The 26,336-nt window shown below is 50.4% G+C and carries 24 protein-coding genes; 6 read left to right on the top strand and 18 right to left on the bottom strand.

Annotation, left to right across the window (positions count from 1 at the left end; translation table 11 throughout):
* Window positions 1-12 precede the first annotated feature (12 nt).
* Complete coding sequence (locus tag ACPUC7_RS22690; RefSeq protein WP_494924659.1) at window positions 13-1,296, bottom strand: cytosine deaminase; 1,284 nt, start codon at window positions 1,294-1,296, stop codon at window positions 13-15.
* Between the two features lie 234 nt (window positions 1,297-1,530).
* Here ACPUC7_RS22690 and nirB point away from each other — a divergent pair, with 234 nt between their 5' ends.
* From nirB to cysG, 4 genes are read left to right on the top strand one after another with little or no spacing between them, the layout of a single operon-like run.
* Window positions 1,531-4,071 (top strand): nitrite reductase large subunit NirB, encoded by a 2,541-nt coding sequence (gene nirB, locus ACPUC7_RS22685; RefSeq protein WP_494924658.1) that lies wholly within the window; start codon window positions 1,531-1,533, stop codon window positions 4,069-4,071.
* On the top strand, window positions 4,068-4,394 hold the full coding sequence (gene nirD, locus ACPUC7_RS22680) for a nitrite reductase small subunit NirD (RefSeq protein ID WP_494924657.1): 327 nt from the start codon (window positions 4,068-4,070) through the stop codon (window positions 4,392-4,394). The genes nirB and nirD overlap by 4 nt, the downstream gene beginning before the upstream one ends.
* 30 nt (window positions 4,395-4,424) lie before the next feature.
* Window positions 4,425-5,228 carry a nitrite transporter NirC gene (gene nirC / locus ACPUC7_RS22675; RefSeq protein ID WP_494924656.1) on the top strand — a complete coding sequence of 268 codons (804 nt, stop codon included), beginning with the start codon at window positions 4,425-4,427 and terminating at the stop codon, window positions 5,226-5,228.
* A 44-nt stretch (window positions 5,229-5,272) separates the two neighbouring features.
* Window positions 5,273-6,637, top strand: a complete 1,365-nt coding sequence (cysG, locus tag ACPUC7_RS22670; RefSeq protein WP_494924655.1) for a siroheme synthase CysG — start codon at window positions 5,273-5,275, stop codon at window positions 6,635-6,637.
* A 16-nt stretch (window positions 6,638-6,653) separates the two neighbouring features.
* Here cysG and ACPUC7_RS22665 read toward each other — a convergent pair whose 3' ends face one another.
* From ACPUC7_RS22665 to ACPUC7_RS22645, 5 genes are all read right to left on the bottom strand, one after another.
* A complete protein-coding gene (locus tag ACPUC7_RS22665; RefSeq protein ID WP_494924654.1) occupies window positions 6,654-8,036 on the bottom strand; it encodes a TolC family protein in 1,383 nt (460 codons plus the stop codon).
* A 4-nt stretch (window positions 8,037-8,040) separates the two neighbouring features.
* On the bottom strand, window positions 8,041-9,057 hold the full coding sequence (locus ACPUC7_RS22660; RefSeq protein ID WP_494924653.1) for a hypothetical protein: 1,017 nt from the start codon (window positions 9,055-9,057) through the stop codon (window positions 8,041-8,043).
* Window positions 9,057-11,150 carry a peptidase domain-containing ABC transporter gene (locus tag ACPUC7_RS22655; protein ID WP_494924652.1) on the bottom strand — a complete coding sequence of 698 codons (2,094 nt, stop codon included), beginning with the start codon at window positions 11,148-11,150 and terminating at the stop codon, window positions 9,057-9,059. The genes ACPUC7_RS22660 and ACPUC7_RS22655 overlap by 1 nt, the downstream gene beginning before the upstream one ends.
* Window positions 11,147-12,361 carry an HlyD family secretion protein gene (locus ACPUC7_RS22650; protein ID WP_494924651.1) on the bottom strand — a complete coding sequence of 405 codons (1,215 nt, stop codon included), beginning with the start codon at window positions 12,359-12,361 and terminating at the stop codon, window positions 11,147-11,149. Before ACPUC7_RS22650 ends, ACPUC7_RS22655 begins: the two co-directional genes overlap by 4 nt.
* A 139-nt stretch (window positions 12,362-12,500) precedes the next feature.
* Window positions 12,501-12,701, bottom strand: a complete 201-nt coding sequence (locus ACPUC7_RS22645; RefSeq protein ID WP_494924650.1) for a hypothetical protein — start codon at window positions 12,699-12,701, stop codon at window positions 12,501-12,503.
* A gap of 318 nt (window positions 12,702-13,019) precedes the next feature.
* Here ACPUC7_RS22645 and ACPUC7_RS22640 point away from each other — a divergent pair, with 318 nt between their 5' ends.
* Window positions 13,020-13,466 (top strand): hypothetical protein, encoded by a 447-nt coding sequence (locus ACPUC7_RS22640; protein WP_494924649.1) that lies wholly within the window; start codon window positions 13,020-13,022, stop codon window positions 13,464-13,466.
* A 53-nt stretch (window positions 13,467-13,519) separates the two neighbouring features.
* Here ACPUC7_RS22640 and trpS read toward each other — a convergent pair whose 3' ends face one another.
* The 12 genes from trpS to pilM all read right to left on the bottom strand — a co-directional run bounded on the left by trpS (window position 13,520) and on the right by pilM (window position 23,610).
* Entirely contained in the window at window positions 13,520-14,524 is a 1,005-nt protein-coding gene (trpS, locus tag ACPUC7_RS22635) for a tryptophan--tRNA ligase (protein WP_494924648.1), read from the bottom strand.
* Window positions 14,525-14,539: 15 nt separating this feature from the next.
* On the bottom strand, window positions 14,540-15,217 hold the full coding sequence (locus ACPUC7_RS22630; RefSeq protein WP_494924647.1) for a phosphoglycolate phosphatase: 678 nt from the start codon (window positions 15,215-15,217) through the stop codon (window positions 14,540-14,542).
* Window positions 15,201-15,884 (bottom strand): ribulose-phosphate 3-epimerase, encoded by a 684-nt coding sequence (gene rpe, locus ACPUC7_RS22625; RefSeq protein WP_494924646.1) that lies wholly within the window; start codon window positions 15,882-15,884, stop codon window positions 15,201-15,203. The genes ACPUC7_RS22630 and rpe overlap by 17 nt, the downstream gene beginning before the upstream one ends.
* 68 nt (window positions 15,885-15,952) lie before the next feature.
* A complete protein-coding gene (gene dam / locus ACPUC7_RS22620; protein ID WP_494924645.1) occupies window positions 15,953-16,765 on the bottom strand; it encodes an adenine-specific DNA-methyltransferase in 813 nt (270 codons plus the stop codon).
* A gap of 96 nt (window positions 16,766-16,861) precedes the next feature.
* Window positions 16,862-17,887 (bottom strand): SPOR domain-containing protein, encoded by a 1,026-nt coding sequence (locus tag ACPUC7_RS22615; RefSeq protein ID WP_494924644.1) that lies wholly within the window; start codon window positions 17,885-17,887, stop codon window positions 16,862-16,864.
* 182 nt (window positions 17,888-18,069) lie between these two features.
* A complete protein-coding gene (aroB, locus tag ACPUC7_RS22610; RefSeq protein ID WP_494924643.1) occupies window positions 18,070-19,158 on the bottom strand; it encodes a 3-dehydroquinate synthase in 1,089 nt (362 codons plus the stop codon).
* Between the two features lie 39 nt (window positions 19,159-19,197).
* Window positions 19,198-19,719, bottom strand: coding sequence for a shikimate kinase AroK (gene aroK / locus ACPUC7_RS22605; RefSeq protein ID WP_008107887.1), 522 nt, complete (start codon window positions 19,717-19,719; stop codon window positions 19,198-19,200).
* Window positions 19,720-20,200: 481 nt separating this feature from the next.
* Window positions 20,201-21,460, bottom strand: coding sequence for a DNA uptake porin HofQ (gene hofQ, locus ACPUC7_RS22600; protein ID WP_494924642.1), 1,260 nt, complete (start codon window positions 21,458-21,460; stop codon window positions 20,201-20,203).
* Complete coding sequence (locus ACPUC7_RS22595) at window positions 21,402-21,782, bottom strand: HofP DNA utilization family protein (protein WP_494924641.1); 381 nt, start codon at window positions 21,780-21,782, stop codon at window positions 21,402-21,404. Before ACPUC7_RS22595 ends, hofQ begins: the two co-directional genes overlap by 59 nt.
* Complete coding sequence (locus ACPUC7_RS22590; protein ID WP_494924640.1) at window positions 21,772-22,266, bottom strand: HofO family protein; 495 nt, start codon at window positions 22,264-22,266, stop codon at window positions 21,772-21,774. Before ACPUC7_RS22590 ends, ACPUC7_RS22595 begins: the two co-directional genes overlap by 11 nt.
* Window positions 22,259-22,801 (bottom strand): PilN domain-containing protein, encoded by a 543-nt coding sequence (locus ACPUC7_RS22585; protein ID WP_494924639.1) that lies wholly within the window; start codon window positions 22,799-22,801, stop codon window positions 22,259-22,261. The genes ACPUC7_RS22590 and ACPUC7_RS22585 overlap by 8 nt, the downstream gene beginning before the upstream one ends.
* Complete coding sequence (pilM, locus tag ACPUC7_RS22580; RefSeq protein WP_494924638.1) at window positions 22,801-23,610, bottom strand: type IV pilus biogenesis protein PilM; 810 nt, start codon at window positions 23,608-23,610, stop codon at window positions 22,801-22,803. The genes ACPUC7_RS22585 and pilM overlap by 1 nt, the downstream gene beginning before the upstream one ends.
* A gap of 173 nt (window positions 23,611-23,783) precedes the next feature.
* On the opposite strand from pilM, the gene mrcA reads away from it, so the two are divergent.
* On the top strand, window positions 23,784-26,330 hold the full coding sequence (gene mrcA, locus ACPUC7_RS22575) for a peptidoglycan glycosyltransferase/peptidoglycan DD-transpeptidase MrcA (RefSeq protein ID WP_494924637.1): 2,547 nt from the start codon (window positions 23,784-23,786) through the stop codon (window positions 26,328-26,330).
* Window positions 26,331-26,336 lie beyond the last annotated feature (6 nt).

Raw genomic sequence — 26,336 nt, 5'->3', positions numbered from 1 at the left:
GCCGCCCTGCTTTCACCGCTTGAACGTCACCGCTTCTTTTTCAGCTAAATAAATCTCGCTGCTGGCCGGCTGTGTCGCCGCCACTAACACGCCCTTTCTGATTGAATAACGCACCGGCACCTGGCGCCGTACTGCATCAAATCCACTTTCTGCTGGCAAGATAATCAAACTGGCATCGTTGCCCGGTTCAATACCGTAACTGTTCAGATGCATGGTTTTGGCGCTGTTATGTGTAACCAGCTGCAAGCCATTATCAATCTGTTCGTAGCCCATTAGCTGGCAAACATGCAATCCCATATGCAGCACCTGCAACATGCTGGCGGTGCCAAGTGGATACCACGGATCAAACACATCATCGTGACCGAAACAGACATTGATCTCCGCTTCCAGCAACTCTTTCACGCGCGTAATGCCACGCCGTTTCGGATAGCTCTCAAAACGTCCTTGCAGATGAATATTCACCAACGGATTGGCGACAAAGTTAATTTTTGAGAGCTTCAATAGACGGAACAGCCGCGAGGTATAAGCATTGTTGTAAGAGTGCATCGCCGTGGTATGGCTGGCGGTGACGCGTTCGCCATTGCCATCACGATGCGCCAGCGCCGCCACGGTTTCCACGAAGCGGGATTGCTCATCGTCGATTTCATCGCAATGCACATCCACCAGCCGATCATAGCGATTCGCCAGCGCGAAGGTTTTATGCAGCGATTCCACGCCATATTCGCGTGTAAATTCAAAATGCGGAATCGCACCCACAACATCCGCGCCCATGCGCATCGCCTCTTCCAGCAACGCTTCACCATTGGGATACGAGAGAATGCCTTCCTGTGGAAACGCCACAATCTGGATGTCGATCCACCGCGCCATCTCCGCTTTCACTTCCAGCATCGCTTGCAGCGCGGTCAGTGTCGGATCGGAGACATCCACATGGGTGCGCACATGCTGAATGCCGTTGGCGATTTGCCATTTCAGAGTTTGTTTCGCACGCTGCTTCACATCATCGTGGCTCAGCAGCGCCTTGCGTTCGGCCCAACGCTCAATGCCTTCAAACAGCGTACCTGATAGATTCCACGCGGGTTCACCGGCGGTTTGCGTGGTGTCGAGGTGAATATGCGGCTCGATGAACGGCGCGCTGGCTAAACCGCCTTGTGCATCCAACGCATCCGCTTGCGCCGCCGCTTGAGAAGGCTGCGGATGAATCTGCGCAATCTTGCCGTTATCGATTTCGATCTGCCACAAACCTTGCTGGCCCGCTAAACGCAGATTGTTGATCCACTTTAGTGACGGATTTGCCATGCCCTTCTCCTTTAAACGCAAACTCTTAAGCTAGCACGAAAAAAGGATTCGGACGTAGGGTCGCCATTTATGGTGACCAGAACAATTACCAACCAAATAAGCCACTTAACTAATTCGTTCAAAATCAGTTACATACCTCAAAATAGGTATATAAGGGCGCGCTTGATGTACATCAATAAGCGCCAAATGCGCCGCGTTAAGGTAAGCGTAGATACCGCAATTTTTGAGGCAAGCATGAGCAAGCACAGTGTCGTTATTATTGGCAACGGCATGGTCGGCCATCGCTTTATAGAAGAACTTATCGACAAAGCTGAAGCTGAGCAGTTCGCGATAACCGTTTTCTGTGAAGAACCCCGAGTCGCCTATGACCGCGTCCACCTTTCCGCCTATTTTTCCCATCACACCGCTGAAGAACTCTCGCTGGTACGCGTTGGTTATTATGAAAAGCATCAGGTCAATCTGCTGCTCGGCGAACGTGCTATCACCATCAACCGCGACGAAAAACTGATTCACTCGAATACCGGCCGCGCGGTGCATTACGACACGTTAATTTTCGCCACCGGTTCTTATCCATGGATTCCGCCGATCAGCGGCGCGGAAGGCAGCGACTGTTTTGTCTATCGCACCATCGAAGATCTCAATGCGATTGAAGCCTGTTCACGCCGCACCAAACGCGGTGCGGTGATTGGTGGCGGATTGCTGGGATTGGAAGCCGCGGGCGCATTGAAAAACCTCGGTATTGAAACCCACGTGATTGAATTCGCGCCGGTGCTGATGGCGGAACAGCTCGATCCGCAAGGCGGCGAACAGCTGCGCCGTAAGATTGAGCAAATGGGCGTGCGGGTGCATACCGGCAAAAACACCCGGCAAATTGTCCATCATGCCAAAGGCGGTAAAACGCTGGAGTTTGCCGATGGCAGCGCGCTGGATGTTGATTTCATCGTCTTCTCAACCGGCATTCGTCCGCAAGACAAACTGGCCAAACAGTGCGGTTTGGCGCTGGGCGATCGCGGCGGGATTGCCATTAATGATCGCTGCCAAACCAGCGATCCCGCGATTTTTGCTGTGGGTGAATGTGCGGCATGGCAGAACCGAATTTTTGGTTTGGTCGCACCGGGTTACAAGATGGCGCAGGTTGCCAGCGACATCTTAGTGGGTCACGACAATGCCTTTGCCGGAGCGGATATGAGCGCCAAGCTCAAACTGCTCGGCGTGGATGTCGGCGGTATTGGCGACGCACACGGTCGCACGCCGGGCGCGCGTAGCTTCGTCTGGCTCGACGAACAGAAAAATATCTACAAACGTCTGATCGTCAGCGAAGACAACCGCACGCTGTTGGGTGCGGTGCTCGTTGGCGACACCAGCGATTACGGCAACCTGCTGCAACTGGCGCTGAACAACATTACGCTGCCGGAAAATCCAGAATTGATGATTCTGCCTGCCGGCAGCGGCGAGAAACCGGTGATGGGCGTCGATTCATTGCCGGACAGCGCGCAAATCTGCTCATGCTTCGATGTCAGCAAGGGCGACATCGTCAAAGCGGTGCAAGGCGGCTGCCACACCGTTGCGGCGTTGAAAGCTGAAACCCGTGCTGGCACCGGCTGCGGCGGCTGTATTCCGTTGATTACCCAAGTGCTGAATGGTGAACTGAGCCGCCAGGGCATCGAAGTAAACAATCATCTTTGCGAGCATTTCCCCTATTCGCGTCAGGAGCTGTATCACCTGATCCGCGTTGAAGAGATCAAATCATTCGCTGCATTGCTGGCGAAATACGGCCAGGGCTACGGCTGCGAAGTGTGTAAACCAACGGTCGGTTCGCTGCTGGCTTCCTGCTGGAATGAATATGTGCTCGAACCAAAACTCACGCCATTACAAGACAGCAACGATCTGTTCCTCGGCAATATCCAGAAAGACGGCACTTACTCGGTGATTCCACGCTCGGCTGGCGGCGAAATCACGCCAGAAGGATTAATGGCGATGGGTGCGGTAGCACGTCAGTACAATCTCTACACCAAAATCACCGGTTCGCAGCGCATTGGCCTGTTTGGCGCGCAGCGTGACGATTTGCCGGCCATCTGGACACAACTGATTGATGCAGGTTTCGAAACCGGTCAGGCATATGCCAAAGCGCTGCGCATGGCGAAAACCTGCGTCGGCAGCGTGTGGTGCCGCTTTGGTGTGGGCGACAGCCTCGGCTTCGGCATTGAGCTGGAAAACCGCTACAAAGGCATTCGTACCCCGCACAAGATGAAGTTTGGCGTCTCTGGCTGCACCCGCGAATGTGCCGAGGCACAAGGCAAAGATGTTGGCATCATCGCCACCGAAAAAGGCTGGAATCTATATGTGTGCGGCAACGGCGGCATGAAACCGCGCCACGCCGATCTGCTGGCTGCTGATCTCGATCGCGACACGCTGCTGCACTACCTCGATCGCTTCATGATGTTTTACATCCGCACCGGCGATCGCTTGCAGCGCACTTCGCTGTGGCTGGAAAGCATGGAAGGCGGCATTGATTACCTGCGCAGCGTGATCGTTGACGACAAGCTGGGCCTCAATGAGCAGCTCGAAAGCGAATTTGCCCGTTTGCGTGGCGAAGTGACGTGTGAGTGGGCTGCTACCGTGCAAGATCCGCAGCAACAAGCGCACTTCAACACCTTCATTAATAGCGATCAGCGCGATCCGCTGGTGCAGCACATTAACCAACGCGATCAGCATCGCCCGGCACGTCCTGACGAACGCATTGCCGTAACGCTGATTGAGGAGATCGACGCATGAGCCAATGGCATTCGGTGTGTGAACTTCAACAAATCCTGCCGGCAACCGGCGTTTGTGCGCTGATTAACGGCCAGCAGATTGCCATCTTTCGTCCTTACGAAGATGAGCAACTTTACGCCTTAAGCAATATCGATCCTTTCGCCGAGGCCAGCGTGTTATCGCGCGGCCTGATTGCCGAGCACCAACATACGCTATGGGTGGCGAGTCCACTGAAAAAGCAGCGCTTTCGATTGAGCGATGGCGTGTGTCTGGAAGATCCGGCGCGCTCGGTGGCGAGTTATCCCGTGCGCGTCAGCAATGGCCGCGTCGAAATTTGCACCTGAACGAATTCCTTTACTTTATGAGACGTCACTATGTTTTCTGACACCCTGAATAAATGCGCAGCCAACGCGGCGCGCATCGTGCGAACGGCACAACACAGCCCGCTGGCCTTTTGGATCAGCTCGGCAATGGCAGGCGCGTACGTCGGCCTGGCAATCATCCTGATCTTCACGCTCGGCAATCTGGCCGATCCGGCTTATCGTCCACTGTTAATGGGCGCCACCTTTGGCATCGCGTTAACGTTGGTGATCATCGCCGGTTCCGAGTTGTTCACCGGCCACACTATGTTCCTGACCATCGGTGTGAAAGCGGGCACCATCAAGCAAGGCCAAATGTGGTGCGTGTTGCCGCAAACCTGGCTGGGTAACCTGCTTGGTTCGGTGCTGGTGGCGCTGATTTACTATTATGCCGCTGGCCCGCTGCTGCCGAATGCCGGATCGCTGATTCACAGCGCGGCGCTGGCGAAAACCACGCAACCGGCAATGGCGCTGTTCTTCAAAGGCGCGCTGTGCAACTGGCTAGTTTGTCTGGCGATTTGGATGGCGGTACGCACCGAAGGCACGGCGAAATTCATCGCCATCTGGTGGTGCTTACTGGCATTTATCGCCTCCGGCTATGAACACTCGATTGCCAACATGACAGTCTTTGCGCTGTCGTGGTTTGGTCAGCATAATGCCGACTTCACGTTAAGCGGCATCGGCCACAACTTGCTGTGGGTGACGCTGGGCAATATGTTCTCCGGCATGGTGCTGATGGGCCTCGGTTACTGGTACGCCACACCGCAGGCGCAGCGCCCGCAGCCTGAAGCGCAACCCGCTGCGCTCAAATCGGTTTAACACTTTCTTTAGCCCGCCGCGTGCGGGCTTTTTTAGGATCAGCTATGGACTACTTTCCACTGTTTTGCCGCCTGCAAGGCAAACGCTGTTTACTGGTTGGCGCAGGCGATGTAGCCGAACGCAAAGCGCGTTTGCTATTGGATGCCGGTGCTGATTTGCACGTTGGCGCTCTGGACTTTTCCCCAGCGTTTCAGCAGTGGGCACAACAGGGAAAGCTGACCTTACTCACCGGCGCGTTTGATGCGCGCTGGTTGGACGAATGCTGGCTGGTGATTGCGGCGACCAATGATGATGCGGCCAATCAGCAGGTTGGCGCTGCCGCGGAACAGCGTCGCATCTTCTGTAATCTGGTCGATGCGCCGCAGGAAGCCAGCGCGATTATGCCGTCGATTGTGGATCGATCGCCGTTGATGATTGCCGTATCTTCCGGCGGACGCGCGCCGGTGCTGGCGCGTTTGCTGCGTGAAAAACTTGAAGCGATGCTGCCACAACATCTTGGCGAGCTGGCGGCGCTGGCGGGATCGTTGCGCAGCCGGGTGAAGCAGACGTTTGCCAGCATGGCGCAGCGTCGCGCCTTCTGGGAACGCTTTTTTGTCAGCGATCGCCTGGCGCAAACGCTGGCCAATGGCGATGGCGCGCGTGCCACTGACTTGGTGGATAGTTTGTTTGATGCGCCGCCTGCGCAACAAGGTGAAGTGGTGTTGGTCGGCGCTGGGCCAGGCGATGCCGGTTTGCTGACGTTGAAAGGCTTGCAGCATATTCAGCAGGCCGATGTGGTGGTTTACGACCGCTTGGTGTCAGAACCGATTCTTAATCTGATACGCCGCGATGCCGAGCGCATCTTCGTCGGCAAACAGGCGGGCAATCATTGCGTGCCGCAGTCGCAAATCAATCAAGTGTTACTCGAGCAGGCACAAAGCGGCAAACGCGTGGTGCGTCTGAAAGGCGGCGATCCGTTTATTTTTGGCCGTGGCGGCGAAGAACTTGAGTTGCTAGCGCAACATAATATTCCGTTTAGCGTGGTGCCGGGCATCACCGCAGCATCGGGCTGCGCCGCTTACAGCGGCATTCCCCTCACGCATCGCGACCACGCGCAAAGCGTGCGCTTCGTCACCGGCCATTTGCAGCAGCACGGCGAGATCGAATGGCGCAAATTGGCTGCCGAGCAGCAAACGCTGGTGTTTTATATGGGGTTGGCGCAAGCGCCTGAAATTCAGCAGCAGTTGTTGCAACACGGCATGGATGCAGCGATGCCAGTGGCGATAGTGCAAAACGGCACCACGCCGCAACAGCGCGTAGCAACCGCAACGCTGGCAGAACTGGCAACGCTGGCACAACAGTTTGAAAGCCCTGCGCTGATTATCGTTGGCCGTGTGGTGGCGCTGCGTGAACAACTGCGCTGGTTCTGATATTTAAATTACAGCGTCAACCTCCCATCGCTTTAATTAAAATTAGGGTGTTACTCATTTTCTGACGGCGCGCATTCTCAAGCTCCAATTGCGCGCTGTGAAAAATATCAACCGACTCATAAAGAGAATAGATATCTCCATATCCGGCTTGAAAGCGAAAATCAATTTTTTCCATCTGTTGCTTACTACGCACAACTTCAGCGGAAAACGATTTTGAAATCTTGTCAGCAACATCTACTTCACTAATTGAATCTTTAATATCCATCAAAGCTTGAGCCACAGCATTTTTATATTCTATAACCGCTAAAGATTTTTGCTTATCCGCCAGTTTTAGGTTGCTATAGTTTTTGGGCAAACTAAATATTGGTATAACCATCGACGGCGTCAGCGTCCAGTTATTGGTCAGGTTACCCAGAATATTATCAAAAGATGACGAAGTATGTGTGGCATTGGCGAATAGGTTAAAAACAGGAAGAAGAGACGCTCGCGCCGCACCAATGGAGCCATTAGCAGCAACAATGTTCATTTCAGCCTGAATAACATCCGGCCGATTAAAGATAATTTTTGAAGATATCTCTTGGTTAACAACCGGTATTTGATAATCTCCTGATTCTGATTTCCAATTGCTCGCATTTATCTGGATAGGGTAAATCCCAGAAAGATATTCAATTTTATTTATGCGCGTATTTATTTCTTTTTCAAGCGTCAAAGAATAGGATTCATCATTAGCTTTACCACGTGAGAATTTAGCTATTGAGACAGGATCGATTCGGCCTAAACTGTCAATCTCTTTGAGGGTTGCCTCAATTTCATTTAATCGAGAGAGTTTAGCGCTCATTAAATGCCAGCTTTTAATCAGAGATTTTAGTTCATACCAATTCCGGCTCAACTCTGAAATCAAGGTCAAACGTATGGCTGCAACAGCACTTTCGGACGCCTTCCTCTGATCATTCAGGGACATGATCTCATTAAATTTCTTCCCCCAAATATCAACTTCATAAGAATTGAGGGAAAGGCTACTTTGATACGATTTACTTTTTTGCTGTACAGCGCTGCCATCAAAGGGTGAGATCTGTCTCGTCATGTTTATATTCTTGCTCGCACCAAATGCAACTGCGGGAATATAATCCAAAGTAGCGCTGTTAGTTTGCAGAATTGAAGATTGAACTTTGATCATCCCTTGCTGCAAATCGTAGTTGTTAATCAATGCATGATGAATAATATTCGTTAAAATCGGATCATGGGCGAGAATATCGACTAATGAAGATGTGCTCCCACTAGACCCTGATTTCAATAGCATATTTTCATCTATCACACTTTTTGGTTTTTCATATTTTGGGGTAAAAATACATCCGCTCAATGATAATGCAATGGTAGTCATCATGATAATTTTGAGCATAAAATCATTCTCCTGATGGGCAATATTTTTTTTCGAGTTGTGCGTAATGAGCCATTTGATTAGTATGTTTTGTGGATATCTGGCTCCAGGGGAAATGGAAATAACTATCCAGGTTACTAATAAAATGCCATTGTGCTGGCCATGTTTTCAGGAAAAACTCGAGATGAGCAACCATCAAGCTGCTCATCTCAGTGGTATTATTTAAGCTATGTTTTTGGGAAAATTGAGTAATAAAAAAATGGTCTTCATATGAATAGTGGCAACAAACAAAATTAGCATGAGAGCGGTATTTAGAAGCTAAACGTAAAATTCCAGTCGTCATCCAGCCTTTTCTTCCCAGGAAAGAAACCGGCTCTACATTACCGTTATAAATACCGCCAACATAGCAAGAGAGATCATAAAAAATAGCAATCACACAATGGGGATCTTTAAAGTGTTTACTTAATTTTAGTAATGCACCTGGGGCATGAATGTGCATGAATATGACTTCAACACCTTCATAAGCAATTTTGTCATACATTGCTTGAGACGCAGCATCAATTTCCTGGTAAATAGGAACGATGAATCTACAATTTTTCCCTCGATACTGTCTTGCAGCTGTCAGGATTGAAATCCAGTAATCACCAGTATGTGTGAAAAACAACAAATTACTTAACTCGCCCTCTTCCTCAAAAACCTCATGACTTTTTCTTTCAGCCAAAGATGACATATTCGTCCATGAGAATCTATCCATGTACTGCCGAATAACCTCTGTCAACAATTTACTTCTCAAAAAATCGGCCTTAAAAGACCGTGAAGGAGATTTAATAATTTTTGAGGTTAATTCTTCTGCTGTGTTAGCGAAGTAAAATGAAATAAGTTTTTCTTTAAAAGAAAGAATAAATAAATTAATTAATTTAATTGCAAGTACGTATGTTCTATCATTGCGCATTAACCACGCGATAAATGCAGCAAAAACTGTAGCACTTCTTACCTTAATGTTGCTGGTTATAAATAACCATAGCCAGATTATTTTATTCATTAATCCGCCTTGCCTAAAAACAAATTATTATCAAACGAAGAAATAAGATATTCATCATGGGTAACAATGATACAAATCATTGGTAACTCTCTAATTACTTTTATTATTTCTGCGGCTGACTTTCTGTCCAAATGAGAGGTAGGCTCATCCATTAATATAACACGCGGTTTTCTGTACAAAGCTCTTGCCAACATAACGCGCTGCTGTTGCCCCGATGATAGCCTTGCACCATTAATACCAAGTCTTGTATTGAGGCCCGCTGAAAGGCTTTTAATAACCCCTTTTAGATCAGCTGACTCAATGCAATTATCAAGAAGGTGCATATCTATATTGTTACTTTCATAAATAATATTATCAATAACACTTCCAGATAAAATCTGGTCATCTGGAGACACAATAGCAATTTGATCCTGATATTGTTTGAGTCCAAAACGCTGCAATTCAATGCCGTTGATAAGAACAGATCCTTCAGATGAAGTAAGCAATCCAGAAAGTAAGTTTAAGATCGTCGTTTTTCCACATCCAGAAGGGCCTGTAATGACCAGTTTTTGCCCCTGCGAGACGGAAAAGTTCACATCTGAAACAATATACTTATCAAGATTAGAATAACCAAAACTGACATTGGAAAGAGCTATTTCATTAATTTCCTCATGAAATTTAGATCCTGAAAATTTAAAACACTCTTTAGAATCTTCTTCTTTGGGGTTGATATCCATCAATCTTTTAACTTCAACTGAACAGATTCTAATATTTACATGATTCTCTACTGCAGATTGTATATTACCAATCATGTAATCCTTATAGAATACGAATGTCATCAATTGCCCTACCGTCGTGTCTCCCTTCAAGACACTCCAGGAACCGTAGCCGATAATCACCATAGTCTGAAAATGCGATACAGTACTTAATGATAACTGAATCAATGCGTTGATTTTTTCAATTGATGAGCGGCTAGATTCAAGATCTGCATGCTCGCTAAACCAGTCATTTATTTTTTTATGTTCAGAACGATTAATCTTTATCGGAACAATGTTATCCAGAGACTCTAAAAGTTTATTATCACGACGAATTTCAGAATCCAATGCCGAGTATTGATGCGACATAATTTTCGGCACCAGTAATACTCTAGTAAAGACCATCACACCAGTGATTGCTACTGTAATGAGCGCTAACTCAAAACTTATAAGGAAAAGTAGCATCATGAATACAGCAGCAAAGAAAATTTCGACAGCAATATCAATCCAGCCATGTGTATAGATAACATGGAAAACATCAATAGACTTTATTTTTCTTAAAATATCAGATGGCATGCGTTTATTAAAGTACTTCAAATCCATCTTGAATAGCTTTTGAATAGAATTTACCCCCTCCATCTGAGAAATAACTCTTCTTAGGCGTTGTGAAATGACTATTTTTAAATAGCTACTTATGGTTTGAATAACATAAATAAACGAAAATATGTAAATCAGTAAAAAAAGGAAATCCTCATCATTCTTGGGAAGAACTTCGTCCAATACTAAAGAAAGAAATTTTGGCACTGCTATATTGGTCAATTGTATAATGATTGCAAAAACCAATAGCGGAAGAAGGTAACTCGAATAGCGACTCAGTCCTTTGCGGAATGAGGTTAAACTGTAAAAATCAGTATTATCTTTTTTTTCTTTTTCTTTTTTATTGAGGAAAGAAAACTCAGGTGACGGGGTGATTTCCAGAGCAAAACCGGAAAAAAACATCATCGACTCTTGATGCGAAAATGTTCTGGAACCCACCGCAGGATCCATAACTTCAATGCCATTTTTATTCACTTTTTTTAATACTACAAAATGACAATTATTCCATAGAAGTATGGCTGGCTTGGACAACTCATTTAATGCCTCAGATGAAACTTTTACACCTTTAGCAATCATCTTGTAATCAGAGCAAATTCGCATTAAATGATGAAATGACAGCCCATCCTGGTTAACATCATATTCATCGCGAAGTTGCTCTAATCTTACGCTATTACCAAACAGGCTAGTAATATAGCTTACACACGCCAAACCACATTCAGAAGCTTCATCCTGAATAATATCTTTTTCTCTTATTTTAATCATTTTTCAAGAACATCCGGATTTCTTTTTAACGTTTTAACCACAGGTAAGAATAGCCATTCTAAAAGGGTTAAAGGCGGCTGCCTTAAGGAAGTTGTCAGTGTCATGCCATCTTTTAATGATAATAATGGAATACGTCCACGTCCTTCGCTTAGATTTACCTTAACGCGAAAAAGTGATTCTTTTTGATCAAGACTAAGTTTTATTGGTGTATCAGAAATATTGGTAACACGAGCACTTAGTGTTCCATAATTTTCATATGGGAAAGTATCAACACGGATAAAAAGCTCTTCATCCTTATCCAGCAAGCCTATTTGCTGAGTAGAAAGATATAAAATAGCGAAGGATTGAGCATTACTCTCTCCTTTTAATATTACAGCTGGCATAGTTCCATCAATATAATCACCTTGCCTGATGCCAATGTCGTGCACAATTGCATCAGCAGGAGCCGTAACAATATAATCTTGTTGTAATGCGATGCTGTTCACTTCATTATCGATATCGCTAATACGCTTTTCAAGAACACTTCTATTCTGAATGATTTCTCTTTCAATCCGATGAAAACTCAATTCTTTATCTTCGCGTTCCTTTTCCAAAGCGTTTTTATCAATATCGACTTTCTTTATCGCCAGTTCGTTATCGACATTATTCTGCTTGATGTTTTCTAACTCGGCTTTAGTTATTGCTTTGCTTTTTATCAAACGGTTATAGTCAGAAAGTTGTGATTTGTAAATCTCTCTCTTTTTAGAATAATCACTTTTTATTAAATCTATTTTTTCTATCGCCTCTCTGTAATGCTTAGCATAATTCACCTTCCTAACATTTATTTCAAATAGCTCTTTATGCAGATTATTTTTTTCCTCCAGAAGAGTTTTTTTAATTTCACCCAGCCGATCAACTGTCTCCTGATAAATGCTTTCATCTGTATTTTTATTATTAGAGTCTTGCCAAAGCAAAGAAACCTGGAGCAGTTTATCCCCTTTTTTAACTACATCCCCCTCCTTCACATAGACATTCACAACATTTCCGGGTTTATTTGGTGAAACACGATAATAAGACCCCTCTCTAATTACCCCTTGAACTATCTCCTGTTTGCCATATCGACCTTGCATGAGCAAAACAATCGTTACTAAGGTGACAAGTGTTAGAACCCAGGCATAAACCCTAAAGCTCAATGGAGATTTCTGAACACACTCAGTGAGCTTAATGTTCATCCATTAACCCCATAAGTCTTATTGAAAAAAACACTAATTTATAGGCCATGATAAATACAATTCATTGAGGCATAGTAAAATTAATTTAAGGAGTTGCCAGCAAAGCCAGCAACTCTCATTAAATTCTCAATCTATTAAATCAAGACTTTTTAGCGCCGCTGCCACCTACTGCGCCAACTACTGCACCCGACACAGCACCGGTTACAACACCGATAGGTCCGCCACCAATACCACCCATTCCAGCACCAACAGCAGCACCAATTAATGCTCCAAGAAGAGGTTTGCTGATACCCCCGCGAATCTGCTGGCACTGTTCCATAGTCATTGCTTGTTTAGTCATTTTAAATCTCCACTAGAATTCAATCATAAATTTTTTATAAACATGAATTTAAACTTAATTCTCTTTAAAAAACACATTTATAAAAATAAATTAGAAAAGTAATAAATTACTAATACTCCTCCAAGCAATATAATTGAATATTCAGATAAAAATGATAAATGAGAGCACTCTCAAATACTGTGCCATGAATAACTTTTAATACCATTAACGCATTAAAATAACTTATTTTTCGATAATTAGTGAACAGCCCTCCGTACTGTATTAAAATATTTATCTATTTCCGTTTATGGGCTGACTTTCGAAAATTAAGGAATTTACATGCGCGTTGCTTCACTGGTTTATGCATTGTTATTGCCACTGAACGCGGTTGCTAGCGCCGCACCAGTTACCTGGTCAAACGTGGTCGGTGAATGGCAAGTTGTGGCGGTGACGCCAAAGAAGGAAGTGGGGCAGCTTTACATCAAGAATGATCCGCAGTTTATGGGTGCGCGCGTGGCGTTTAAACCGAATGCCATCACCTGGACGCGTGGCACCGACGAGCGCAGCATCAATCCTTCTGTCGATAACTGCCAGGGCAAACCGCGTCTCAGCGCTGCCAATGGAACGGGCCAAGATCGCGACTTCACCTTCCGCTACGGTTTCAACGTAAGTTGTGGCAATCAAGCGTGGGGACCGGCGCCGGGCGCAGTATTGAGCGTGCTGGCCGATGGCAATGCCCGCTTGTTCTGGGATGGCGCGGAACTGGCGCTACATCGCATCAAATAAAAAACGGCGGGTCACATGACCCGCCGTTTTCACATTCCAAGTAGTCGCCAACATTAAGGCTGTGCGACGAAACCTACCGCTTCGTAGACTTTCTTCAGCGTTTCCTGCGCATGTGCACGCGCTTTGCTTGCGCCATCACGCATCACTTGATTGAGGAACGCTTCGTCGTTACGGAAACGATGATAACGTTCCTGCAGCTCAGTCAGCATGCCGGAAACCGCATCGGCCACTTCGCCTTTGAGGTGACCATACATTTTTCCTTCGAAATGCTGCTCCAGCTCAGGGATGCTCTTGCCAGTCACACCGGCCAGAATATCCAGTAGGTTCGAAACGCCCGCTTTCTCTTTGATGTCGTAGCGAATCACTGGCGGCTCTTCGGAGTCAGTTACCGCACGCTTGATCTTCTTCACCACCGCTTTGGTGTCTTCCAGCAGACCAATCACGTTGTTGCGATTGTCGTCAGATTTGGACATCTTTTTGGTCGGCTCAAGCAGCGACATCACGCGAGCACCCGATTTCGGGATGAACGGCTGTGGCACCTTGAACACATCGCCGTACAGTGCATTGAAACGCTGGGCGATATCGCGGCTCAGCTCCAGATGCTGCTTCTGATCTTCGCCAACCGGTACCTGATTGGTTTGATACAGCAGGATATCTGCCGCCATCAACACCGGATAATCAAACAGACCCGCGGTGATGTTTTCCGAGTAGCGCGCGGATTTATCTTTGAACTGCGTCATGCGGCTCAGCTCGCCGAAATAGGCGTAACAGTTCAGCACCCAGCTCAGCTGCGCATGCTCTGGCACGTGCGACTGAACAAAGATGGTGCTCTTTGCCGGATCGATGCCGCAGGCAAGATACAGCGCTAAGGTATCCAGCGTGGCTTTGCGCAACGCAGCCGGATCCTGACGTACGGTGATGGCGTGCAGATCGACGATGCAGTAAATGCAGTGGAAATCATCCTGCATCTGCACCCACTGACGCAGCGCACCCATATAGTTGCCAATGGTCAGTTCACCGGAAGGCTGGGCGCCGCTGAAAACGATGGGTTTGCTCATGTTATATCCTGATAATTACAGCCCGATCGCGGGCAAAAGTTCGTCAAAAGAGTCGAGAGTTAAATCGGGTTGGCTGGTCGCAATCGGCTCGCCATAGTTGTAGCCGAAGGTCATGCCAATGTTCGGCACGCCCGCCGCCTGGGCCGCGAGAATATCATTGCGAGAATCGCCGACAAAGAGTAACTGGCTCGGTAAAACACCAAAATGACCCAGCACAAGGAAGATCGCCGCGGGATGTGGCTTTTTCACCACCACATCGTCGCCGCCAATAATCTGCGTGAAGTAGTCGGCAATGCCGAGCGACTTGAGCAGGGGTGCAACGAACGGCGTCGGTTTGTTCGTGACGATTGCCATCGGCAGCCCTTTGGCATGCAGCGCCGCTAACGTCTCTACCACCTGCGGAAACAGCGTGCTGCCGGCTTCCACCGTTTCGGCGTAATACTTGTCGAACAGCGCACGCGCATCGCGTTGCTCTTCAGCGTGCGGTTCACGGCCTAGCGCCCAGGTCAGCGCGCGGGTCATCATCACGTCTGCGCCGTTGCCAATCCAGGTTGAGGCTAACGCCACGCCCGGCGGCGGCAATTGCAGATCGCCCAGCGCATGATCGATGGCTTGTGCCAAACCTGGCGCGCTATCAACCAGCGTGCCGTCGAGATCAAACGCCAGTGCGCGAATATCAGTGAAATGAGCCATTAATTTTCTCCAGTTCGCCACGCATCTCGTCGATCACTTTTTTGTAATCCGGATGACCAAAGATGGCTGAACCGGCAACAAACATATCTGCACCGGCAGCGGCGATCTGGCCGATGTTATCAATCTTGACGCCGCCATCCACTTCCAGACGAATGTTGTAGCCGCTCTCGTCAATCAAGCGACGTGCCTGGCGCAGTTTATCCAGCGTGCCGGGAATAAAGGATTGGCCGCCAAAGCCTGGATTCACCGACATCAACAGAATGATGTCCAGCTTATCCATCACATAATCGAGGTAATCAAGCGGCGTAGCTGGGTTGAACACCAAGCCGGCTTTGCAGCCGTGTTCTTTAATCAGCTGCAAAGTGCGATCAACATGCTCGCTGGCTTCGGGATGGAAGGTAATAAAGGTGGCGCCCGCTTTGGCAAATTCAGGAATCAAGGCATCAACCGGCTTCACCATCAGATGCACATCGATTGGCGCGGTGATGCCGTAATCGCGCAGCGCTTTCAGCACCATCGGACCCATAGTCAGATTGGGAACATAGTGGTTATCCATCACATCGAAATGGACCACATCACCACCTGCCGCCAGCGCTTTCGCCGTATCTTCACCTAAACGTGCAAAGTCAGCGGCAAGGATTGAAGGGGCCAGTAAAAATTGTTTCATCCGATTCTCCCAATTTTTTGCGCCAGCCGCAGCTGGCGTAATACGTCGTTGGTCGCGGACGAAACAGGCTAGCGGAAAAGCGCCAGCAGTTCGTCGACCTGAGTGCGACCACTTATGCTTCGGCTGATGGAACGCCGGGCTTTGACTACGTGTAAATCCGCATTCTGATACCACTCACGCGTCAACAGCGTGTCGTGGTTAGAAATCAGCACCGGTATGGAATTTTGCTGCGCCAACTTGTTCGCTAATTCGGCCAGATGCTGCTGCTCGCGCAGGCTGAAACTGTTGGTGTGATAGGCGGTGAAATTCGCCGTTGCCGAAAGCGGCGCGTACGGCGGATCGCAATACACCACTGAGCCTTTTGGCGCGCTGTTCAGAGTAACATCGTACGATTCACAGACAAAGGTCGCTTTTTGCGCCCGCTCAGCAAACCATAACAGCTCCGCTTCCGGGAAATAGGGCTTGCGATAACGGCCAAAAGGCACGTTGAACTCGCCACGCAAATTGTAGCGACACAGCCCGTTGTAACCGTGACGATTGAGATACAGGAACAACACCGCGCGCTGATATTCATCTTTACTGGCGTTAAAGGCGAGTCGCTGGGCGTAATAGGTTTCCGCCGTGTTGCCTTCAGCATTAAACAGCTGGCGTGCGTCTTCAATGAACGCCGCGGTGCGCGTTTTGACGATGTTGTAGAGATTGATGAGATCACCGTTGATGTCCGCCAGGTGATAGCGATCATAATCGGTGTTGAGGAATACGGAACCGGCACCAACAAAGGGTTCAATTAGACAATCACCTTGTGGCAAGTAACGACGGATGTCGTCAAGGAGCGGGTATTTCCCTCCGGCCCATTTCAGGAAAGCGCGATTTTTTTTCATGCTGTCGTGGTTATTACATCTTAATTTTGGGCTGTGGTGGAACCGACAGCAGCTCTGCGCTTTAAACGGGGCCGCATCTGCGCGGCCCCACATCAATTACTGACTTTCTTTCTTCACCTGGCTAAGCGGTTTCACCCACGGATTCGCCGCACGCACTTCAGCAGGCAGCGAAGCTACAGCGCGTTTCGCATCCGCTGGCGTGGCATAAGCGCCACTCACCAACACATACCAAGGCTCGCCGTTACGTGTGGTTTTATACACGTGATAACCGCTCAGATTCTGTTTTTTCGCCCATGCATTCAGGCTCTCTTCTTTCGAAGCGCCGCTCAGCTGTAAGGTGTAGTTTCCACCTGAAGGCAACGATTTGCTGGCACCACTCGCCGATGTCGCTGGACGAGATGCGGTGCTATGCGTGTTGCTCTCTTTCACCGGAGCCGATTTAGTGGCTGCAGGTGTTTTATGGGTGTTGGCAGCAGCATGCGTTTCGCGTGCACCACTATTGCTGGTACGCGTTGGTGTTTCTGAACGCATCGCTGGCGGCGTGATGGCTTTACCATTGCCGCTCACCGTGGCAGGCGCGGTTGGCAATGAGCTGTTGCCCTGCGCACCTTGTGCGGCAGCATCAACAGAACCTTGCTGGTTGCTCAACGCACTGTTCAGATCGCCAGGCAGCGTTACGCGCTGTTGGTTCGCCGGAGTATCAACCGGAGCCGCTTGCGTTGGTGTTGAAGAGACCGATGGCATCTGCATGGACTGCGGATCGTTGCTCGCTGGTGCAGTCGTTCCCGGGCTGTTTTGCGCAGTGCTGCCTTCAGCAGAAGGAGTGGCGTTTTGCTGGCCGCTCATGGTGGTCGAACCCGATAGATCGATGTTCTTCTCACTACCACCCGCAGCAGCGTTATTCGCGGTATTGGTGGCCGGTTTTTTCTCATCCGAGCCAGTTAATGCCGACCCAATGCCCAACACTACTAACAGCAGAACTAAAATCCCGATGCCCATCATCATATGCTGACGAGAAACCGGTACTTTTACTTTCGGCGCAGAAGACGATTTGCGTGGCCGCGTGGGACGGCGATCACTGGCGTCAGGTTTTAACTCGTCTTCCGGTTTGAACTCATCCATTTGGCCTCCTCCGTAAAACGACGCGCTTCCCGCACGCCGCATCACCACTCACTCCTTTACCCGTCATACTTCAAGCTGCAGCGGCGTTGGCTGCGCTCACTCACGCCAGTCACTTACTGATGTAAGCTCCTGGGATTCATTCGATTGCCGCCTTGCTGCAACTCGAATTATTTAGGGTAATGTCAGGAATTATTACAATCGTTAATCGCAGCCAGCACCATATCATGTGCTACACCTGCGCGCACTTCAGAGCGTCCAATAGCGAGAGGCAGCACCAAACGCAATTCGCCTGCCAGTACTTTTTTGTCGCGCATCATATGAGGCAAATACGCTTCCGCCGCCATGCTTGCAGGACCGTGCACCGGTAAACCTGCGCGCAGCAGCAGCGCGATAATGCGATCGGTATCCGCCGAGGTGAACTGCCCTAAACGTTCAGCGGTACGCGCCGCCATCACCATGCCAGCCGACACAGCTTCGCCGTGCAACCAGTTGCCGTAGCCCATGTGTGCTTCAATCGCATGACCAAAAGTATGGCCCAGATTAAGCAGCGCGCGTACGCCCGTTTCACGCTCATCCGCCGCAACCACTTCAGCTTTCAGCTCGCAGCAGCGACGGATGCAATAAGCCATGGCCTTTTCATCCAGCGCCAGCAGAGCATCAAGATTCTGCTCCAGCCACTGGAAGAATTCGCCATCAAGAATAATGCCGTATTTGATCACTTCCGCCAGGCCCGACGCAAGTTCGCGCGGCGGCAGAGTGGACAGGCAATGGGTATCAACCACAACCGAGGCCGGTTGGTAAAACGCCCCAATCATGTTTTTGCCGAGCGGATGGTTTACTGCGGTTTTTCCGCCAACGGAGGAATCAACCTGAGACAGCAAGGTGGTCGGCACCTGAATAAAGCGCACACCACGTTGATAGCTGGCAGCGGCAAATCCGGTGAGATCACCAATCACTCCACCACCGAGTGCAATCAACGTGGTATCACGCCCGTGCGGCTTTTTCAGCAGCGCAGTGAATACCTCGTCCATCACCGCCAGCGTTTTGTACTGCTCACCATCCGGCAGAATCACCTGATCGACCTTAACACCCGCGTTGCTCAGCAACGTTGCAAGGGGTTCAAGGTAGAGAGGTGCCAGCGTCTGGTTTGTCACCAGCATGGCGTTGTCGCCTGCTTTGAGCGGCCAAAAAGAAGCCGGATCGTTAAACAGTCCGGCAGCGATGGTGATGGGGTAACTGCGATCCCCGAGTGAGACAGTGATCTTCTCCATGATGACCGATACCTATTGCTGAGCCCTCAGGGCGCTGGATTAGTTCTTTTCCAGCATGTTGATGATCTGATTGGCCACCACTTTTGCACTTTGATCATCAGTGCGAATAGTGACGTCAGCGATCTCTTCATAAAGCGGATTACGTTCACCGGCGAGCGCTTCCAGAACTTCGCGCGGCGGTGATTCAACCTGCAACAGCGGACGCTTTTTATCGCGCTGGGTACGAGCAAGTTGCTTTTCGATGGTGGTTTCAAGGTATACGACCACACCGCGGGCGGAGAGACGATTACGGGTCTCGCGGGATTTGACGGAGCCGCCACCGGTCGCCAGGACGATGCCCTGCTTCTCGGTCAGCTCATTAATGATCTTTTCTTCACGATCGCGGAAGCCTTCTTCGCCTTCCACATCAAATACCCAGCCTACATCCGCTCCGGTGCGTCGCTCAATTTCCTGATCGGAATCGAAAAATTCCATATTGAGTTGCTGAGCCAACTGACGACCAATAGTGCTTTTGCCGGCACCCATCGGCCCAACCAGAAAGATATTGCGTTTCTCTGCCATTTTATCGGTATTACTAAGAATTCGTTGATGATACCCCGCGTTCAGCATAGCTGGCGGGACAGGAACTGAGACCTCATGAGCGTTAACAAGAGTCAGACGGAAAATTATCTCAACACTCATGGCCGTTTGGCAACCGAATAAATTGCCCCCGGCGACCTCTTAACAGGACCGGTCTATGGTTCGCGAGACGGTAACGCACCTCCGCTGATCCACTATATTTCGTGCTACAGGCAGGTTGGCCGGGCTCGTTCACGCTAAATGCTTACTGAAATAAGCACAGTGAATTCACTCATTTGACACTTTTCTGCAACTCGAATTATTTTGGAGATAGTTCATTTGACGTCAGTATCGCTTGTGACCGACGTCATTCGGAAGGTTATTCTGCCGCGTTCCGTTACACCGTTTTGAAAATCGCTAAACCTTGTAAGCTAATTCCAGCCCTGCGTCAACGCAGTTGGCTCCACAGGATGAATTTTCCGCTTTATCCGGCAGTAAGCGCTGCTTCCCTGACCAGTCTCGGGGTAATAAAGATCACCAGTTCCTTTTTCTTCTGCTCATCGGTTTGCTGACGGAATAAATTCCCCAGCAATGGGATATCACCTAACCACGGCACGCGTTGTTCACTCTGGGTGCGCTGCTGCTGGAAAATGCCGCCGAGCGCCAGGGTTTCGCCATCACGCAACGTCACCTGGGTTTCAATCTCCTGCTTATCGATGCTTAGCACCTGATTGTCGCCGATGCTGAGACTTCTGCCGGGCAAATTCTGGCTCAGCTTGAGTTTGAGCTGGATGCGCCCATTACCCAGTACCACCGGCGTCACTTCCATCCCCAGCACCGCTTCTTTAAATTCAATCGCCGTGGCTCCGCTATTGCCGGATTTCACTTCGTAAGGAATTTCGGTGCCTTGTTTGATGGTGGCGGTTTGCTGATGCGAGGTGAACAAACGTGGACTGGCGATAATTTCGATCTGGTTTTCCTGCTCCAGTGCACTGAGTTCGAGATTCAGCAACTCACCGCTCACCTGCCCTAATGTTATACCCGCGCGCAAAGCGGGATTGCCCACCGCCAAAGGAATTTCCAGCAGCGGATTACGCAGCGCCTGCGTCACTACCTCGGCGGGTGATGTCCCCCAATTAACGCCCAACTCACGCAAATGCTCTTCATTGATGGTGACGATGTGCGCCGCCAGCTCCACCTGCTCCAGCGGCAAATCCAGCGCTTTAATCCAGCGTTCGGTGTCGCGCAGCGCCTTTGCCGTATCACGCAACAACAAACTGTTGGTGCGACTGTCCACCGTGACGCTGCCGCGTGGCGTCATCAGTGATCGCTCCGCTTGCAGACTGCGATGAATATCGCTGGCATTAGCGTAATGCAACGTTACCGTTTGCTGCTCCAGCGGCGTCTGTTGTTGCTGTTCTTCACGCTCGGCCTGCGCCTGCTGTATTTGCAGCTGTTGCCAGCTTTCTGGGTAGACCAGCAACACGCCCTCTTCTTGTACCACGGTGAGCTTGGCCAGTTGCGTCACCAAGGTCAGCGCGCGTTCCCAGCCGACATCCTCTAAACGGATTGAAAGCCGACCTTCGACACCCGGCGCAATCAGCAAGTTGGTCTGCTGATAATCCGCCAGCGCCTGCAAAATGCGTTCAACGGGCGCATCGTCAAATACCAAACTTAGGCGATCGTCATTGGCGTGCAGCGGCGCGCTCAGGCACAGCAACATCAGTAGCGTCATCCATTTCATAAAAACCTCCTTTTATTACCCATGTGATGTGCTGAGGCTGACAGCTTTGTGTCGCGCTCAGTACCACCGTATGTGCCGTGAGCTGCACCACTTGCCATGGCGGCAACGGGAAAGGTGCCTGCTCGATCAGTCGATGGTTTTTACCCTGCGGCGAAACCAGCCAGGCGACGTAATGCGGTGCCGCACCGATGATGCCTTGTAGCCGCCAACCTGTCGGCGCAGCAACTTGCGTCTGGCACTGCGTCTCGGCTAACGGCTCAAACGGATTACGAGCCAGCGCCAGTGAACTACACAGCAGCAAAAGCAGCGCGCTACTCCGCATCGTCATTCTCCAGCCAAAGCTGCGTGTTCAATACGCCTTGCTCAGCTTGCAGTTGAAAGCGTTGCGGCACGGGCAATGTGGTGCTGGCTAACTCGCTAAACAACGGGATAAATTGCGGCCACAGCAGTCGCAGCTGTAATTGCTGCGGTTGGCTGTCCGGATGCCAGGCCTCAAGTTGAGCACCGCGAGCCGCCACAATGTTCTCCAGCGTTTGTCGTGCCTCGACGCCACTTGCGGGTTGCTGCAATAAAGCAATCTCAGTTTGTAAGGCATCTAGCGCAGGTAAAGCCGCCAGCTTTTGTTGGTGTTGCTGCTGTTGTTGCAACATCTTTTCAAGCTGTCGTTGTTGAGTGGCATGCACCTGCTGCTGCGGGCGAATCATTACCACCCACGCCAGCATCAATATCATCAACGACAGCAGCCCTAACCACCCGATGCGCAGCGGCAGCGTTAGCATCAACCAGCGTTGCAGCAGATCATTCATGGGCTTCCTCCTGCACGCGTGCATGCAGCGCAAAACGATAATCACCAACTGACTGACGCTGCACGCCGCCCTGTTTCACATTGCTGAATAGCTGTTGTGCGAGAAGCTGATGACGAAACGCACTGATGGCCGCCATGCTTTGCGCCTGGCCTTCGAGCATCAGCAAGCCTTGTTTTCGTTCCACACGGTTCAGCCACAAGGTATCTGGTAGCAATCGCGGCAATTGCTGCCAGAAATGTTGCCAGCGCTGGTGCTGCTCTTGTCGAAGTTGCCCGGCGTGTTGCGCCTGAAGCAAAGATTCGCGTAATTGCAGCAGGGATTGCTGCTGTTCTAGCTGTTGCTGCAACACATTGAGGGTAAAGGTGGCATCCATCATTGCCTCAGATTGCTGTTGCTGAATCAGCGCACCGCGCCACCACCACCACACCAGGATGCTCAGCGTGATGACCACCGTTGCCGCCAGCAAAGAGAAGCTTTGTTGCCGCCGTCTTTGCCATTGCTGTGCACGCCACGGCAGTAAGTTAACCGCCAGCATCAAACGTCCTCCGGGCGCAATGCCAATCCAAGCGCGATGGCGAATTCGCCTTCCTGCACGGGTAAAGGCGGTTGCAGATAATGCAGCAAGGAAAATGGCCGACAGCATTGCACCTTCTCTCCCGTTAATGCCGTGGCTGAGGTACAAAACACCGATTCCATCTGGGGAAAAGTGTCGCGCAGTTGCGTGAGATTCAGCGGTTCGCTACCGGCACCAGAGGTGGTGGTTTCGCCTGCTAACGTCCACAGCCAATGATCGCTCAGTGGATGGATCAACAATTGGTTATGACGTAAAGGGATGCGCATGGCGATCTGCGTCAGCGCCAGGCTGCTTAATTCAAACACATCTGGCCGCAGCCCCGCTTGCTTGAGTGGCGTCAACCATTGCGCGATCACCTCGCGTCGCGCCGCAGTCACCTGCAGTTGTGGGGAGTTGTCCGCAGCGCGAAAATCTATCGATAAGGATGCGGGTTCGACGGGAAACAACCGCTGCGCTGAAGCCGCCACATAACGACTTAGCGCTGGCTCGCGCAGCGTAATGTCGGGCAGCGGCAAGCTGCGCTGTAAAACCAGCTGTGGCGGCAGGCCAACGCGCAGTGAATACCGCTTAGGCAACTGACGCTGCCAGCGCGTTAACAGCGTGTGTAATGCAGGCGTGGTTTGCAACACGCCGTTGCGTAACGTATCGTGCGGCAGCGTTTGCTGCCACCAGTGGCGCAACTGCCAACCGTGACGGCGGCGTTCGATGCCAAGGGCACAAATTTGCCCGTTTTGGATGTCCAGTCCAATTTGCCAGCGCTGAAAAGCCATGCGCGCGATCTCCTTATCATTGAAGGGAAGATGTATGCATACCCTTGATAAATGACGTTGCAAAAAGCCTGCAACTTCAAGAATGACGGGTATATCAAAGCGTCAGGGTTGCCTTTATACTACCGCGCGGTTGTTTATAAACTGCTCAAACGACAACAGATGGGAATTCTCAGGTGAAGTTCGTAAAGTATTTATTGATCCTTGCAGTGTGTTGCATTTTGCTGGGAGCTGGCACGGTTTATGGTTTGTACAAATACATAGAGCCGCAGCTGCCTGATGTGAACACATTGAAAGATGTACGCCTGCAAACGCCAATGCAGGTTTACAGCGCGGATGGCGACTTGATCGCCCAATACGGTGAGAAGCGCCGTGTCCCGCTGACTCTGCAGCAAATGCCGCCTGAGTTAATCAAAGCGTTTATTGCCACGGAAGATAGCCGTTTCTACGAGCATCACGGCGTCGATCCGGTGGGCATCTTCCGTGCGGCCAGTATTGCGTTGATGTCTGGTCACGCCTCACAGGGTGCCAGTACCATCACACAGCAGCTGGCGCGTAACTTCTTCCTGAGTCCTGAACGCACCTTGATGCGTAAGGTTAAAGAAGCGTTCCTGGCGATTCGTATCGAACAATTGCTAAGCAAAGACGAGATTCTTGAGCTGTATCTGAACAAGATTTATCTCGGCTACCGTGCTTACGGCGTCGGCGCAGCGGCACAGGTTTACTTTGGTAAATCCGTTGATCAGCTTTCGCTGAGCGAAATGGCGGTGATTGCGGGTCTGCCAAAAGCCCCTTCGACCTTCAACCCGCTCTATTCGCATGCGCGTGCGTTGTCGCGTCGTAATGTGGTGCTGGCGCGTATGTTGGATCAAAACTACATCACGCAGCAGCAATACAACGACGCGCGCAATACGCCGCTGACCGCCAGCTATCACGGCCCGGAAATTGCCTTCTCTGCACCATATTTAAGTGAAATGGTGCGCCAGGAGATGGTGAAACGTTACGGTGATGGTGCTTACGAAGATGGCTACAAGGTGTACACCACCGTGACTCGCCATTTGCAGGAAGCGGCACAGCAAGCGGTGCGTAACAATGTGATGGCGTATGACATGCGCCACGGCTATCGCGGCCCAACCAACGTGTTGTGGAAAGCGGGTGAAGCCAGTTGGGACAAAACCCGTATCCAGAACGCCTTGAAAGATTTGCCATCATACGGCCCACTGAATGCAGCGGTGATCACCAACGCCAGCGCAGACGAAGCCACTGCGATGCTGAAAGATGGCAGCAGCGTTTCGCTTAACATGGCGGGCGTTCGCTGGGCGCGTGCTTACAAATCTGACACTTTGCAAGGTCCAACGCCGCGCAGCGTGACGCAGGTGCTGCAAGCCGGCCAGCAGATTTGGGTGCGCAAAGTGAACAACGATTGGTGGCTTGGCCAGGTTCCTTTGGTGAACTCTGCGCTGGTATCACTGAATCCTGAAGACGGTGCGGTGCGCGCGTTGGTTGGTGGTTTCGACTTCAACCAGAGCATGTTTAACCGCGCCACTCAGGCGCTGCGTCAGGTTGGTTCCAACATCAAACCATTCCTGTATACCGCAGCGATGGATCGCGGCTTAACGCTAGCATCGATTCTGAATGACGTGCCGATTTCGCGTTGGGATGCCGGTGCTGGTGCCGATTGGCGTCCGAAGAACTCACCGCCAACCTATGCCGGTCCAATCCGTTTGCGTCAGGGCTTGGGCGAATCGAAAAACGTGGTGATGGTACGTGCGATGCGTGCGATGGGCGTAGATTACGCGGCGGAATATTTGCAACGTTTCGGCTTCCCAGCGCAAAATATCATTCACACTGAATCGTTAGCCTTAGGTGCAGCCTCCTTCACACCAATGCAGGTGGTGCGTGGCTATGCGGTGATGGCGAACGGCGGCTTCCTTGTCGATCCTTACTTCATTACGAAGATCGAGAACGAACAAGGCGGTGTGATCTTCGAAGAGAAACCGAAAATTGCCTGTCCGCAGTGCAACTTGCCGGTGATCTATGGCGACACCAAAAAGTCGCTGGCGTTGAACGAAGAGAGCGTTGAGAACGTGGCGACCTCCGATCAATCGCAAAACCAGGCAGTGCCACAGCCAGAGCTGGAGCAGGTTCCTGCACAACCGCAACCGGCTGGCGATCAGCAATATGCGCCGCATGTGATTAACACGCCGTTGTCATTCCTGATCAAAAGCGCGCTGAACACCAACATCTTCGGCGAGCCAGGTTGGATGGGAACGGGCTGGCGCGCAGGTCGCGATTTGAAACGTAACGATATCGGCGGCAAAACGGGTACCACTAACAGCTCGAAAGATGCGTGGTTCTCTGGTTATGGGCCGGGCGTGGTGACGTCCGTGTGGATCGGTTTTGATGATTCGCGCGCACTGGGTCGTTCAACCATGTCGGGTGCGATTCCGGATCAGATTTCCGGCTACGAAGGTGGCGCGAAGAGTGCGCAGCCTGCGTGGGATGAGTACATGAAATCTGCGCTGGATGGCGTGCCGGTACAACCGTTAACACCGCCGGATGGCGTAGTGACGGTGAATATCGATCGCGGCACCGGTAAGTTGGCGAATGGCGGTAACTCGCGTCAGGAATACTTCATCAATGGCACGCAGCCGACGGAGTATTCGGTGCATGATGTGGGAACTACGCTGATGGACAACGGCCAAAGCCACGAACTGTTCTGATATTTT

The sequence above is a fragment of the Pantoea sp. CFCC18179 genome (assembly GCF_059412405.1).
Note: the sequence above shows the minus strand (reverse complement) of the source record. Positions and strands in the feature narration are given on the sequence as shown.

Excerpts from the sequence above, each read along its gene's own strand:
- ACPUC7_RS22640 (WP_494924649.1), top strand. The coding sequence starts at position 13,020 with ATGCGCGTTGCTTCACTGGTTTATGCATTGTTATTGCCACTGAACGCG.
- aroB (WP_494924643.1), bottom strand. The coding sequence starts at position 19,158 with ATGGAGAAGATCACTGTCTCACTCGGGGATCGCAGTTACCCCATCACC.
- ACPUC7_RS22585 (WP_494924639.1), bottom strand. The coding sequence starts at position 22,801 with ATGCTGGCGGTTAACTTACTGCCGTGGCGTGCACAGCAATGGCAAAGA.
- nirD (WP_494924657.1), top strand. The coding sequence starts at position 4,068 with ATGAGCCAATGGCATTCGGTGTGTGAACTTCAACAAATCCTGCCGGCA.
- ACPUC7_RS22660 (WP_494924653.1), bottom strand. The coding sequence starts at position 9,057 with ATGAATAAAATAATCTGGCTATGGTTATTTATAACCAGCAACATTAAG.
- ACPUC7_RS22665 (WP_494924654.1), bottom strand. The coding sequence starts at position 8,036 with ATGCTCAAAATTATCATGATGACTACCATTGCATTATCATTGAGCGGA.
- ACPUC7_RS22645 (WP_494924650.1), bottom strand. The coding sequence starts at position 12,701 with ATGACTAAACAAGCAATGACTATGGAACAGTGCCAGCAGATTCGCGGG.
- ACPUC7_RS22615 (WP_494924644.1), bottom strand. The coding sequence starts at position 17,887 with ATGGATGAGTTCAAACCGGAAGACGAGTTAAAACCTGACGCCAGTGAT.
- hofQ (WP_494924642.1), bottom strand. The coding sequence starts at position 21,460 with ATGAAATGGATGACGCTACTGATGTTGCTGTGCCTGAGCGCGCCGCTG.
- ACPUC7_RS22655 (WP_494924652.1), bottom strand. The coding sequence starts at position 11,150 with ATGATTAAAATAAGAGAAAAAGATATTATTCAGGATGAAGCTTCTGAA.
- ACPUC7_RS22690 (WP_494924659.1), bottom strand. The coding sequence starts at position 1,296 with ATGGCAAATCCGTCACTAAAGTGGATCAACAATCTGCGTTTAGCGGGC.
- ACPUC7_RS22630 (WP_494924647.1), bottom strand. The coding sequence starts at position 15,217 with ATGGCTCATTTCACTGATATTCGCGCACTGGCGTTTGATCTCGACGGC.
- ACPUC7_RS22650 (WP_494924651.1), bottom strand. The coding sequence starts at position 12,361 with ATGAACATTAAGCTCACTGAGTGTGTTCAGAAATCTCCATTGAGCTTT.
- cysG (WP_494924655.1), top strand. The coding sequence starts at position 5,273 with ATGGACTACTTTCCACTGTTTTGCCGCCTGCAAGGCAAACGCTGTTTA.
- nirC (WP_494924656.1), top strand. The coding sequence starts at position 4,425 with ATGTTTTCTGACACCCTGAATAAATGCGCAGCCAACGCGGCGCGCATC.
- dam (WP_494924645.1), bottom strand. The coding sequence starts at position 16,765 with ATGAAAAAAAATCGCGCTTTCCTGAAATGGGCCGGAGGGAAATACCCG.
- nirB (WP_494924658.1), top strand. The coding sequence starts at position 1,531 with ATGAGCAAGCACAGTGTCGTTATTATTGGCAACGGCATGGTCGGCCAT.
- aroK (WP_008107887.1), bottom strand. The coding sequence starts at position 19,719 with ATGGCAGAGAAACGCAATATCTTTCTGGTTGGGCCGATGGGTGCCGGC.
- ACPUC7_RS22595 (WP_494924641.1), bottom strand. The coding sequence starts at position 21,782 with ATGCGGAGTAGCGCGCTGCTTTTGCTGCTGTGTAGTTCACTGGCGCTG.
- trpS (WP_494924648.1), bottom strand. The coding sequence starts at position 14,524 with ATGAGCAAACCCATCGTTTTCAGCGGCGCCCAGCCTTCCGGTGAACTG.
- ACPUC7_RS22590 (WP_494924640.1), bottom strand. The coding sequence starts at position 22,266 with ATGAATGATCTGCTGCAACGCTGGTTGATGCTAACGCTGCCGCTGCGC.
- rpe (WP_494924646.1), bottom strand. The coding sequence starts at position 15,884 with ATGAAACAATTTTTACTGGCCCCTTCAATCCTTGCCGCTGACTTTGCA.
- pilM (WP_494924638.1), bottom strand. The coding sequence starts at position 23,610 with ATGGCTTTTCAGCGCTGGCAAATTGGACTGGACATCCAAAACGGGCAA.